The organism is Streptomyces sp. NPDC020875, assembly GCF_040641415.1.
In the GTDB taxonomy this organism is placed as follows: Bacteria; Actinomycetota; Actinomycetes; order Streptomycetales; family Streptomycetaceae; genus Streptomyces.
Map to the genome: position 1 here is coordinate 35,650 of NZ_JBFADP010000046.1, position 12,348 is coordinate 47,997.

A 12,348-nucleotide genomic window follows, 5' to 3' on the forward strand; every position below is an offset into this window, starting at 1 on the left:
ACAGACGGTGACGCGGTCAAACGGCGAAACAGTGAGAACGGCGGAACAGGCACGCGAAGGTGCGACAAGCGGTGATAAAGCCATACGGCGATTCGGCGAAACGAAGGTACGGCGAAACGGCGATGACGCATCAGCGATACGCCGAATCGGTGGTACGGCGCGTCGGTGGTACGGCGGCCCGGAATGCGGGCGGAGTGATGAAGGTAAGGCTCACCTTAACCACATCGTCCTACGGTGTGCGAACTGAGCCCACGACACGCGGAATTGGCGCGGTTAGGGGTGCCTAACCTAAGCTCCGGCGCATGATCCAGAGCGACCGGACCGCCGCCCGCCGGGCCGATCCGCGGGACGGACGCCCGGTCGCGCCCACGGCCCTCCGCGGGCCCGGAGCGCCCGCCGCGCCGACCGCCGCCGCAGCCGCCGAACGGGACCCCGTCCCGCCCGCCCCGGCCCGCGAACGGTCCGCCGAGCCCGCCCGGCCCGCTGCTCCGGCTCTCCCCCGTCCCCTTCCCAGCACCTGGGCGCGCGGAAGTATTTCACCCATGCAGACCACACAGATCCGTCAGTTCCCCCCGGAAGGACCGTCCCCCCGGCCGCGGTCCGGCGACCACCACGGCCCGCCCGCCGGACGGCGGCTCCACCTCCTCGCCCTCAACCCCACCGACTCGGTCTCCGAGGGCTTCCTCCCCGCCGCCCGCGCCCTCGGCCTCGACGTCACTCTGCTGACCGACCAGCCCGCCGCCCACCGCGACCGGCACCCCGGCCTCGACGTCGTCGAATGCGACGTCCGCGACCACCACGCCGTCATCAGCGCCGTCGCCGCCCGCCCCGCCCCCGACGCCGTCTTCAGCAACAGCGACCACCTCCAGGCCACCACGGCCCTGGTCGCCGACTGGTTCGGCCTCCCCGCCAAGGACTGGCGGGCCGCCCTGCGGGTCAAGGACAAGGCCCAGATGCGCCGCGCGCTCGCCGCCACCGGACACGCCGTCCGCAGTGTGGAGCTGGCGGCCGGTCAGGACCCGGCCGCGCTCACCGCCGTCCCCTACCCCTGCGTCCTCAAACCGCGTGAAGGCGTGGCCAGCGAAGACGTCGTCCATATCGCCGACGAGACCGAGTTCCACCGCCGCTGCGCCGAGATCAGGACCCGGCGCCCCGGCGCCGCCCTGGTCGCCGAGGAGTACCTGCCCGGCGCCCTCGGCACCCTGGAGACCCTCGGTGACGGCGACCGCCTCCATGTCATCGGCGGATTCCGGACCGAACTCTCCCCACTCCCGTACTTCATCGAGGAGCGGCTGACCTACGAACCGGCGCACCCCGCCCCCGTCGTCGCCCAGGTCCTCGACGCCCTCGCCGTCCTCGGTGTCGGCTTCGGCGTCTGCCACACCGAATTCGTCGTCCACCGGGGCCGGGCCCGGATCATCGAGGTCAACTACCGGGCCATCGGCGACCAGTGCGATCTGCTCCTCGAACGACTCATCGGCATCCCCCTCTTCCAGTACGTCCTCCGCGTCCACCTCGGCGAGGCACTCCCCGCCGACCTCGGACTGCGCACCGGCGGCGCCGCCCGGTTGGACTATCCGCTGGCCGACCGGGCGGGCACCCTCACCGCCGCCCCCGGAGCCGCCGACCTCACCCTCGGCGACGTCACCCTGACCTACCGTCCGACCCGGGCCGTCGGCGAGACCCACCCCCTCTACGGCACCAACCGCGACTTCCTCGGCATCGTCCGCGCCCTCGGCCCCGACCAGCCCTCCGTCGACCGCGCCGTGGCCGGCTTCCTCGCCCGGCAGAGCTGGGAGATCACCCCGTGACGGACGCCCCCACCCTCCTCGGCGTCCTCGACGCACTGCTCCGGGAGGACGCCGCCGGCCTCCGGAGCCGTACCACCCGGATCGAACTGCCCGACGGCTCCTGGCTGCGGCTGCCCGCCCCCGGGGACGCCCTGCTGCTGCCCGTACGCACCACCGCGCCCGCGTTCCAGTACGGCACCCAGGTCCGGCTGCCCCTGCTCCGCCGCGAATCCGACGGCACCGAACTCACCGGCCCCGCCGCCGTCCTCGGCGCGCTCGCCGCCGTCGCCGACCCCCGCGACCGGCCCGGCTTCGCCGCCCTGGAGGCCGAATGCCGACAGGCCGACGCCACCGTACGGCTGCACCGCGCCACCGACGAGGCCGTCCGGCACGACCTCGGCGAACGGTACGGACCCGACCCCGCCCACTGGACCGGCCCCGCCGCCGCGCTCGCCTTCGACACCCTCGCCGCCCGGATCGACCACCCCGTCCACCCCACCGGACGAGGCCGCGCCGGATTCACCGAGACCGAGCTACGGGCCTACGCCCCCGAATTCCACCCCCGGTTCCCCCTCCGCTGGCTCGCCGTACCCCACGAAGCCGTCACCGCCACCGGCCGGTTCGACGACATCTGCCCGCCCCCCTCCGCCCTCGGCCTGCCCCACCACCTCGACACCACCCACCGCACCCTGCCCGTCCACCCGCTCACCGCGGGCGCGCCCCTGCGCCGGGCCCTGGACGCCACCGGACTCACCGGCCGGGCCCACCTCGCCGACCTGCCCCACCACGACGTCGTCCCCACCCTCTCGACCCGGACCGTCTCCCTCGTCCACGACCCCGCGGTCCACCTCAAGATGCCGCTGGCCACCGCCACCCTCGGCGCCCTCAACCGGCGCACCATCAAACCCGGCACCCTCGTCGACGGCGCCGCCGCCCAGCGGCTGATCACGGCCGTCGCCGACCGCGAACCCCGGTTCCGCCACACCGTCCTGCACGCCGACGAAACCGGCTGGGCCCACGCCGGACACGAACTCCTCGCCGTCCTCGTCCGCCGGCCGCCCCCCGGACTCGACCCCGGCACCACCACCGCCGTCCCCCTCGCCGCCCTGCTCGCCCCCGCGCCCGGCGGCGGACTCGTCGTCGACCGGCTCGCCGACCGCTTCCACGGCGGCGACCCCCTCGCCCTCCTCGACGCCGTCCTCACCCTCCTCTTCGACTGGCAGACGACCCTGCTCGGCTACGGCATCGCCCTCGAATCCCACCAGCAGAACATCACCCTGCTCTACGACACCACCGCCCCCCACGGCACCGGCGGCCCCCGCCTCCTCCTCAAGGACAACGACGGCCCCCGCATACACCCCGGCCGGCTCCGCGCCGCCCTCGGCGACGCGGCCGAGGCGACCGGCGTCTTCGAGACGTCCCGCTTCGACGACCGGCGCATCGTCACCGACGACGACCGCGCCCTGCTCGACCTGTTCACCACCATCACCGTCCATCTCTGCGCGGGCGCCTACGCCTTCGGGCTCGCCCGCCGCGGCCATCCGCCGCTCGACCGGCTGCTCGGCCTGATACGGGACCGGCTCGCCGAGGCCGCAGAGCGCCTCGGCACGGGCCCCGGAGAGATGGGGGCGCTGCTGCGCGCCCGGGTGCTGGACGCGGCCCGACTGCCCGTCAAGGCCATGGTCACGGCGGGCACCCTGCTGGCCAAGGAGAGATCAGGCGCATTGGACATCAACAAGCACTACACCACCGGACCCAACTACCTGCTGCGGGGGAGTGACCCTCGATGACCAGCACCACATCCGACCGCCCCACCCCCTTCGCCGGGCCCCCGGCCAAACTGCCCACCCCCGAGGAGGCCGTCACCCACACCCTGCTCAACTGCCTCCTCCGGGAGGTCTCGGGACCCGAACGCCAGACCGCCGTCAGCGGCGGACGGCTGCTGCTGCGGCTGCCGCGCGCCGGAGTCCTCCTCCGGGTCGCCCTGCGCCGTACGTCCCTGCTGGGCGCCCACCGCTTCACCGGACCCGTCACCGAGGAACGCGACGGCCACTGGTCCGCCGTCAACTGGCGGCGCCTCGCCGAATACACCCACACCGAACTGTCCCTGCGCACCGGCGTACCCAACGACGAGTTCCTCGGCCAGATCACCGCCAGCCACCGAGGCGTCTCCTCCGCCCTGCGGGCCCTGCCCCACCCCGGCGCCACCGGCGCCGACCACCGGCTCGCCGCCTACCTCGCGTCCGAGCAGTCCCTCGCCCTCGGCCACCGCTTCCACCCCACGCCCAAGGCCCACAGCGGCGACCCCGCCACCTGGTCCAGCTACGCCCCCGAGGCCGGGGTCTCCTTCCCACTGCGACTGCTCGCCGTCCGCGACCACCTCGTCGCCGAGGAGCACGCCGACCCCGAACCGGGACCGGCCGTCCGGGCCCTCGACCGGCTCGCCCCCGTACCGCCCGGCTACCGGCTGCTCCCCGCCCACCCCTGGCAGTACGGCGAACTCGGCCCGGCCCTCGCCCCCCTCATCGCCACCGAAGACATCCTCGACCTGGGCACCGGCCGCCGCCGCTTCACCCCCACGGCCTCCGTCCGCACCCTCTACGACGGCGAGACCTTCCTCAAATTCAGTCTCAACGTCCGCATCACCAACTGCCTCCGCAAGAACGCCGCCTACGAACTCTCCGGCGCCGTCGCCCTCACCCGGCTGCTCGGCCCCGCCCTCGGCGACCTCGCGGAACGCTTCCCCGGCACCGCCGTCCTGCGGGAACCCGCCTACCGCAGCCTCGCCGTCCCCGGACCCGACGGCCGCCCCGACACCGCGCTCCTCGAAGGCTTCGGCGTGATCGTCCGCGAAGGGCTCGACGGGCGGCTCCGGCCCGGCGTCACCCCCCTGCTCGCCGCCTCCGTCGCCGACGAGTACCCCACCGGACCCGGCCATGTCTCCGCCCTCGGCCCCGCCGCCCACCCGGCGACGGCCCTCGCCTGGTGGCGCTCCTACCTCGCCCTGCTGATCCCGCCCGTCCTGGCCGCCTACTTCGACCACGGCCTCGTCCTCGAACCCCACCTCCAGAACGTCGTCGTCGGCATCGGCGACGACGGCCGGCCCGCCCAGATCCTCTTCCGCGACCTGGAGGGCACCAAGCTCCTCCCCGGCCACCACGCCGAAGCCCTGGCCGCCCTGCCCCCGGACGTGGCCGGACCCATGACCTACGACGCCCGGCGCGGCTGGGACCGTGTGGTCTACTGCCTCCTCGTCAACCATGTCGCCGAACTCCTCGCCGCCCTCGCCGACCTCCATCCGCAGACCGAGGCCGCCCTCTGGTCCGAGGTCCGCCGCACCATCCGCCGGTACGCCGACGAACACGGCTGCCCGCCCGAGCTGAGCGCCCTGCTGGCGGGCGTACCGCTGCCCGCCAAGGCCAACCTCCTCACCCGCTGGGAACGCTCCGCCGACCGTCACGCCGGATATGTCCGGCTGCCCTCGCCGCTCGCCGAGAACGTGCTGTACCAGGCCCACCGGACCGACGCCGAACGGAGCCCGCGATGACCGGCACCACCCCGCCTCCCGTCGCCCCGCCCCCGGAACCCGGGCACCCGGATCTCCCGGGCCCTGACGCCGCGCACCCGCCGCGGTCCGCCGTCGAGACCCTGGTCCGCTCCCTGCCCCCGGGCGACCTGCCCGCGTACGTCTACGACCTCGCCGCCCTCCGCGACCACGCCGCCCGGGTCCGTACCGCCCTCGGCGACCGCGTCGAGCTGTACTACGCAGCCAAGGCCAACCCCGACCCCGCGATACTGCGCGCCCTCTCGCCCTGGACCGACGGCTACGAGGTCGCCTCCGGCGGCGAACTCGACGCGGTCGCCGCCGCCGTACCCGGCCGCCCGCTCGCCTTCGGCGGCCCCGGCCGGACCCCCGAGGAGACCACGGCCGCCCTCCGCCGCGGAGTGCCGCTCTTCCATGTCGAAAGCGCCCGGGACCTGCGGCAGCTGTCCGCCCTCGCCGACGAGATCCGGCCCGGCGGCGCGCCGCCCGCCGGGGTGCTGCTCCGGGTCAACCTCCCCGTCGCCGGAGGACTCCCCGCCACCAGCGCCCTCGCCATGGGCGGCAGCCCCTCACCGTTCGGCAGCGACCCCGCCGAAACGGAGGACCTGCTCCGCGAACTCACCGGCGGCGGCCACCCCGGGCTGCGCTGGCGCGGCGTCCACGCCCATCTCGCCAGCGGACTGACCGCGTCCGAACACCTCGCCATCGCCCGCTCGGTCGTCGACTGGTCCGCCGCGCTCGCGGCCCGCCACGGACTGCCGCTGCCCGAGGTCAACGTCGGCGGCGGAATGGCCGTCGACTACACCCGCCCCGGCGACCGCTTCGACTGGGCGGCCCTGGGCGCCGGACTGACCCGGCTCGCCGACGAACACCCCGGCACCGTCCTGCGGATCGAACCCGGCCGGGCCCTGACCGCGTACTGCGGCTGGTACGCCACCGAGGTCATCGATGTGAAACGGAGCCACGGCGAGACCTTCGCGGTCCTCCGCGGCGGCACCCACCATCTGCGCACCCCGGCCACCCGGGGCCATGCCCAGCCCCACACCGTGCTGCCCGTCGACGACTGGCCCCACCCCTGGCCCCGCCCCACCGCGCCCGCCGACGGCCCCGTCACCCTCACCGGACAGCTCTGCACCCCCAAGGACGTCCTGGCCCGCGCGGTCTCCGCACCCGGTCTGCGCGCCGGGGACCGGGTGGTCTTCGCCCTCGCGGGGGCGTACGCCTGGAACATCTCGCACCATGACTTCCTGATGCACCCGAAACCCGGCTTCCACCACATCGGCGCGGAGCCGGAGGACGGCCCGGCCGTCCCGTAGCGCCGATCGCGGCCACGGGCCCGCCCCGCCCGACGGGCCGTCACCGGCACAGGCCCCAGGAGTCGGTTACACGTTTCACCGACCCCGGGCCCGTCCCGTACCACCGGAACGGGACCCCGGTCGGCGCCGTGCGCCGGCCGGGACCCGGATCCCCCGGGCACCTGTCGGAAGGGGAGCCGAGGTCCCGGATATCCATGTGCCCCGGCTGCCCGCCCCGGGTTACCTTCACCCCATGAAAGACCGGCCCGAGGGCATCGACGAATCAGCGCTCCGGCACGCCCTGGACGCCTGGGGACCCGGCACCACCGCCCTCGACTACGTCCCCCTCGGATTCGGCGACTACCACTGGACGGCGGAGACCCCCGGAGGGCGGCGCTTCGTCACCCTCTCCGACCTGACGGAGAAGTATCACTGCGGGATCGGCCCCGAGGCGGCCTGGCACGGACTGAAACGGGCCATGGACACCGCCGCCGAACTGGCCGACCGCGGGCTCGGCCCGGCGGACGGCGGGTTCGTGGTGGCCCCGCTGCGGACCGCGCGCGGCGAGTCGGTCCGCCGGATCGGCGAACGGTACGCCGTCGCCGTCTTCCCCTGGCTCGAAGGCGCGGCGGGCGACTTCGGCGACGAACCGGCCGCCGCGGAGCGGGCCGAGGCCATCGGAATGCTCGCCGCCCTGCACGGCGAGAGGCCCCCGGCGGCCGCCCGGGCCCTCCCGCCCGAACTGTCCGCGCGCGGCAGGCTGGAAGCCGCCCTCACGGCCGTGCGGGAGCCGTGGACCGGCGGCCCCCGCTCCGAACCCGCCCGGGAGCTCCTCGCGGAGCACGCCGGGGCCGTCCGCGGGCGCCTCGACGACCTCGACCGGCTCACCGCCCGCGTGCTGGCACGCGGTGCCGCCCCGGTCGTCACCCATGGCGAACCCCACCCCGGGAACGTCCTGCGCCACGGCGACCGCCGGTTCCTCCTGGACTGGGACACCGCGGGGCTCGCCCTCCCCGAACGCGATCTGTGGCTGGTCGCCCGGGACGACGCCGACCTCGACCGGTACGCCGGGCTCACCGGCCGGGTGCCGGACCCCGAAGCCCTGGCGCTCTACCGGCTGCGGTGGAGCCTGGAGGACGTCGACGCCTTCGTCGCCTGGTTCCGCTCGCCGCACACCGCGACGGCCGATCTGGAACAGGCGTGGCGGGGATTCTCCGACACCGTGAATATGCTCCTGTCCTGACGAGGAGTACGGGTCGGCCCGCGTTCCCGTACAAGACACCCGCACACCGCCTTCCCGCCCATTCCCGCCGAACACACCACCCGGCGGCGAGCCCCGGCGGGCCGGGCCGGTGATAGCGCTTGCCATCGGGTGAATGCCCGTACGGCCGGAACGTTCTCCGGTGTGCGGCGCGATGCGTACGCGAACGTATCTGAAATGCGTCGTTTGCCGTCCCTGTATGCCGTGCGAGTGACGATCCCGGCACGATCGGTGGTGCGTACCGGCGAAAATCGCCAAGCCGTGTGCGAGCCTGGTAGCGGCATGTCGTACGCCCGCAGTCGCGGGGCCGTGACGAGGACGGGGGAGCGCGGCCCATTCGCGGACGACCCGCGCCGTCTGCCGGGCAGCGGAACCGCGCTCCGGTATTCCCGTGGCCAGGGTCACGGGCAGGCAGAACTCACCGAAGAGAAACGCGCCATCACACTCTGTTTATCCAACAGCGGAGGTGTGGGAGTGAATTGCGGGGTGATCGGGGCCGGTGTGGCCGGTGAGTCAGATGGTGACGGATGTCACTCCACTTTCCGGTGCACGAAATTGCCGGTTCAAGCGTCTCCTTGTGTGACAGGAAAACGTCAACGGCCCTTCGGTGTCGTCGTGTTCGCCGTCGCATATGCGGTCGGGGAGTCGGTCGGACGTTTCCTGACGAGCTTTTTCCGCAATATGACGGACCGTGATGAACTGGCTACATCGCGGTCGCGTATTGCTCCTTACGCGGTCACACAGTGGCCCGAGAACAGTCCCGAGCGGGGCAGGGAGAAAAGCATGAAACCGTTCGCGTGGAACTACGCACGTCCGGCCGAGCTGTCGCCCGTCGTCGATCAGTACTCGTACGACGCCACCCTCCAGCTGAACGTCCTGCCGGACGGTCGCCCCGCCATCATGGACCGGGCTCTGCTGGCCGCGGTCGGCACCACCACATCGACGGCGGGTTCCGCGACCCACTTCGACGACTGACGCCCCGAACGAAGATGACGGTGCTGATCCTGACCAGCGAGCAGGACGTGACCGCGGACATGGTGGTGGCGCAGCTCCACAAACGCGGCGTTCCCCTCGTCCGGTTCGACCCCGGTGACCTTCCGGGGGAGGGCACGCTCTCCGCCGAGTACGTCCGGGGCGAGTTCCGCGGCTATCTGTCCACCGGCGGGCGTGTGGTCAGCATGGACAGCCTGCGCGCCATCTGGGTGCGCAGGCCCGGCGAACCGGCCGAGCGGGCCCCCGAACCCTCCCCGTGGCTGACCGCCGAAAGCGGACAGGCGCTCTACGGCATGCTGCACAGTACGACCGCACGCTGGATGAACGAACCCGGCGCGGCTGCCAGGGCCCGGCTGAAGCCGTGGCAGCTGCGGGTCGCCCACCGCAGCGGCTTCCCGGTACCCGCGACCGTGATCACCACCTATCCGCAGGTGGCCCGGCAGTTCGCGGACCAGTACCGGCACGTGGTGGTGAAGGCGGTGTCGGGCAAACCGCCCAGCGACCCCCCGATGGCGCTGCCGACCACCCTGGTACCGCCGGACGCGGACTTCTCCGAGGTGGCCGCGGGGCCGACCCTGCTCCAGCGGTATATCGCCAAGGAGGCCGATATCCGGCTGACCGTGGTGGGGGACGAACTGTTCGCCGCCCGTAAGGTCGCCGCCCCGGGGCAGGTCGACGGCCGGTACGGGGAGACCGGGCACACCTGGTCCGCGGTTCCGGTGCCCGACCGGGTCCGCCGTGCCGTGGTCCGCTACATGGAGCTGGCCCAGCTCGCCTACGGTGCCTTCGACTTCGCCGAGGACACCGAGGGAACCTGGTGGTTCCTGGAGTGCAACCAGGGCGGCCAGTTCGGCTTCGTGGAACTGGAGACCGAACAGCCGGTGGCCGACGCGGTCGCCGAGTGGCTGGCGGCTCCGGCGGAGTGAGACCGGGGCGCCTCGCGGTACGGCCCCCGGGGCACGGCCGCCGCCCGTCGGCACGGGCGGCGGCGCGTTCGGCCGCGTACGGGTGTAACCGAGTTCAGCAGCAGCGGGACTGCGGGGCTTCCTCCAGCCGCCGGGCCCGCTGCCGCTGGAACTCCCGCCGCGACGGCACCGGCACGTCCGGCCGGGTCCTGCGGTGATGGTCGCGGTACTTCTCGTAGGCCGAGTCCCCGCTGACCTCCCGCAGATACCGGTACCCGGTCCGCAGCCAGCCCCCCAGCCGGCGGCCGGCCGCGGTGACGGCCGGGGCGCTCATTCCCGGACCACCGCCTTCTCGGCCCCCGCCCCGGCCGACGCGTCGAGCCGGGAGGCGACGTACGGGGACTCGGTGGTCGGCGGCAGCTCCGGCGCCCGCAGGGTACGGACGCAGATCACCGCCGCGTTGACGATCACCACCGTCACCAGCAGGACGAACAGAATGATCAGCACCCCGTCCACGGTGGAGTTGAGCACGATGGTGTCCATGTCGTCGGCGCTCTTCGCCGGAGCCAGGACCTTCCCCGCGTCGGCGGCGTCGGCGAACTTGTCCCGCTGGGCGAAGAAGCCCACCCGGGGATCGGGCGAGAAGACCTTCTGCCAGCTCGCGGTGAAGGTGACCGCGACGGTGAACGCCAGCGGCACCCCCGTCACCCAGGCCCACCGGAACCGGCCCGACTTGATCAGCAGTGTCGTCGCCACGGTCAGCGCCACCGCCGCCAGCAGCTGGTTCGCGATCCCGAACAAGGGGAAGAGCTGGTTGATCCCGCCCAGCGGATCCGTCGCCCCGGCGTAGAGGAAGTACCCCCAGCCGCCGACCACCAGCGCGCTCGCCAGCCAGATCCCGGGCTTCCAGTTGACCCGGCCCATCGGCTTCCACACATTGCCCAGCATGTCCTGGAGCATGAAGCGGCCCACCCGGGTGCCCGCGTCGACCGTGGTCAGAATGAACAACGCCTCGAACATGATGGCGAAGTGGTACCAGAACGCCTTCATGCCCTCCCCGCCGATGACATCGGAGAAGATCTGCGCCATACCGACCGCGAGCGTCGGCGCGCCACCGGTCCTGGCGACGAGAGTGGACTCCTCCACGGCCTCGGCGGCCGCCGTCAGATCGGCGGGCGAGATGGTGAACCCCAGATTCGCCACCGCCGCCGACGCCGACTCCACCGAATCGCCCAGCAGCCCGGCGGGCGCGTTCATCGCGTAGTAGAGCCCCGGGTCGAGCACCGCCGCGGCGATCAGCGCCATCACGGCGACGAACGACTCCATCAGCATGGCGCCGTAACCGATCGCCCGGACCTGGGACTCCTTGGCGATCAGCTTCGGCGTGGTGCCCGACGAGACCAGGGCGTGGAAGCCGGAGAGCGCTCCGCAGGCGATGGTGATGAAGAGGAACGGGAAGAGGGAGCCCGCGAAGACCGGACCGTCACCGGTCGAGGCGAACTTGGTCACGGCGTCCGCCTGGAGCGAGGGCGCCGCGAAGACCACCCCGAGCGCCAGCAGGGCGATGGTGCCGATCTTCATAAAGGTGGAGAGGTAGTCCCGGGGCGCCAGCAGCATCCACACCGGGAGCACGGAGGCCACGAATCCGTACGCCACCAGACAGAACACCAGCGTCTTCGGGCTCAGGGTGAAGGTGTCGGCCAGCGACGACTCCTGGATCCAGCCGCCGCCCACGATCGCCAGCAGCAGCAGCGCGACGCCGATGAGACTGGTCTCCAGCACCCGGCCCGGCCGCAGGATATGCAGATAGAACCCCATGAAGAGGGCGATCGGAATGGTCATCGCCACCGAGAAGGTGCCCCACGGCGAATGCGCCAGCGCGTTCACCACGACCAGCGCCAGCACCGCCAGCAGAATGATCATGATGGCGAAGACGGCGATCAGCGCGGCCGTGCCGCCGACCTTGCCGATCTCCTCCCGGGCCATCTGCCCGAGGCTCTTGCCGTCCCGCCGCATCGACAGGAAGAGCACCACCATGTCCTGGACCGCGCCGGCGAAGATGACACCGAACACGATCCAGATCGTCCCCGGCAGATAGCCCATCTGCACCGCCAGCACCGGGCCCACCAGCGGCCCGGCGCCCGCGATCGCGGCGAAGTGGTGACCGAGCAGCACCCGCCGGTCGGTGGGCTGGTAGTCGACACCGTCCTCCAGCCGCTCGGCGGGCGTGGCCCGGGTGTCGTCCGGCTTCAGAACCCGGTCGACGACGAAACGAGAGTAGAAGCGGTAGGCGATGGCGTACGAACCCAGCGCGGCGGCCACCAGCCAGACGGCCGAGATCTCCTCACCGCGCGAGAGCGCCAGAACACCCCAGCACAGGGCGCCGACGACGGCGACGGAGGTCCAGATCAGGATCGATTTCGGATTCGCCCGGAGCGGCGAAACGGGGGAGCGGGACACACGGGCTCCTTGACATGACGTGAAACGGCTACGACGGAAAGGCGAAGCGAGTCGAGAAAACAAGGGCGGTCAGGGGATTCAAGGGGAAGAAGGGAAAAAG

The 12,348-nt window shown here is 72.7% G+C and carries 9 protein-coding genes; 7 read left to right on the forward strand and 2 right to left on the reverse strand.

Going from position 1 to position 12,348, the window contains the following annotated elements:
• Window positions 1-542 precede the first annotated feature (542 nt).
• From AB0G74_RS24815 to tgmB, 7 genes are all read left to right on the forward strand, one after another.
• Window positions 543-1,811: an ATP-grasp domain-containing protein gene (locus tag AB0G74_RS24815; RefSeq protein WP_361150091.1), complete on the forward strand. Its 1,269-nt coding sequence runs from the start codon at window positions 543-545 to the stop codon at window positions 1,809-1,811.
• Window positions 1,808-3,580, forward strand: coding sequence for an IucA/IucC family protein (locus tag AB0G74_RS24820; RefSeq protein WP_361150094.1), 1,773 nt, complete (start codon window positions 1,808-1,810; stop codon window positions 3,578-3,580). The genes AB0G74_RS24815 and AB0G74_RS24820 overlap by 4 nt, the downstream gene beginning before the upstream one ends.
• A complete protein-coding gene (locus tag AB0G74_RS24825; RefSeq protein WP_361150097.1) occupies window positions 3,577-5,337 on the forward strand; it encodes an IucA/IucC family protein in 1,761 nt (586 codons plus the stop codon). The genes AB0G74_RS24820 and AB0G74_RS24825 overlap by 4 nt, the downstream gene beginning before the upstream one ends.
• Entirely contained in the window at window positions 5,334-6,650 is a 1,317-nt protein-coding gene (locus AB0G74_RS24830; protein WP_361150100.1) for a type III PLP-dependent enzyme, read from the forward strand. The genes AB0G74_RS24825 and AB0G74_RS24830 overlap by 4 nt, the downstream gene beginning before the upstream one ends.
• Window positions 6,651-6,882: 232 nt before the next feature.
• Complete coding sequence (locus AB0G74_RS24835; protein ID WP_361150102.1) at window positions 6,883-7,872, forward strand: phosphotransferase; 990 nt, start codon at window positions 6,883-6,885, stop codon at window positions 7,870-7,872.
• A gap of 801 nt (window positions 7,873-8,673) precedes the next feature.
• Window positions 8,674-8,865: a putative ATP-grasp-modified RiPP gene (gene tgmA / locus AB0G74_RS24840; protein WP_358827479.1), complete on the forward strand. Its 192-nt coding sequence runs from the start codon at window positions 8,674-8,676 to the stop codon at window positions 8,863-8,865.
• A 14-nt stretch (window positions 8,866-8,879) separates the two neighbouring features.
• Window positions 8,880-9,809, forward strand: a complete 930-nt coding sequence (tgmB, locus tag AB0G74_RS24845; RefSeq protein WP_361150106.1) for an ATP-grasp ribosomal peptide maturase — start codon at window positions 8,880-8,882, stop codon at window positions 9,807-9,809.
• A gap of 94 nt (window positions 9,810-9,903) precedes the next feature.
• On the opposite strand, the gene AB0G74_RS24850 is transcribed toward tgmB, so the two are convergent.
• Together AB0G74_RS24850 and AB0G74_RS24855 are read right to left on the reverse strand one after the other, a co-directional pair.
• On the reverse strand, window positions 9,904-10,122 hold the full coding sequence (locus AB0G74_RS24850; RefSeq protein WP_361150109.1) for a YbdD/YjiX family protein: 219 nt from the start codon (window positions 10,120-10,122) through the stop codon (window positions 9,904-9,906).
• Window positions 10,119-12,248, reverse strand: coding sequence for a carbon starvation CstA family protein (locus tag AB0G74_RS24855; protein WP_361150111.1), 2,130 nt, complete (start codon window positions 12,246-12,248; stop codon window positions 10,119-10,121). Before AB0G74_RS24855 ends, AB0G74_RS24850 begins: the two co-directional genes overlap by 4 nt.
• Window positions 12,249-12,348 lie beyond the last annotated feature (100 nt).

Coding starts and splice junctions, on each gene's coding strand:
- AB0G74_RS24815 (WP_361150091.1), top strand. CDS start 543: ATGCAGACCACACAGATCCGTCAGTTCCCCCCGGAAGGACCGTCCCCC.
- AB0G74_RS24825 (WP_361150097.1), top strand. CDS start 3,577: ATGACCAGCACCACATCCGACCGCCCCACCCCCTTCGCCGGGCCCCCG.
- AB0G74_RS24830 (WP_361150100.1), top strand. CDS start 5,334: ATGACCGGCACCACCCCGCCTCCCGTCGCCCCGCCCCCGGAACCCGGG.
- AB0G74_RS24835 (WP_361150102.1), top strand. CDS start 6,883: ATGAAAGACCGGCCCGAGGGCATCGACGAATCAGCGCTCCGGCACGCC.
- tgmA (WP_358827479.1), top strand. CDS start 8,674: ATGAAACCGTTCGCGTGGAACTACGCACGTCCGGCCGAGCTGTCGCCC.
- tgmB (WP_361150106.1), top strand. CDS start 8,880: ATGACGGTGCTGATCCTGACCAGCGAGCAGGACGTGACCGCGGACATG.
- AB0G74_RS24850 (WP_361150109.1), bottom strand. CDS start 10,122: ATGAGCGCCCCGGCCGTCACCGCGGCCGGCCGCCGGCTGGGGGGCTGG.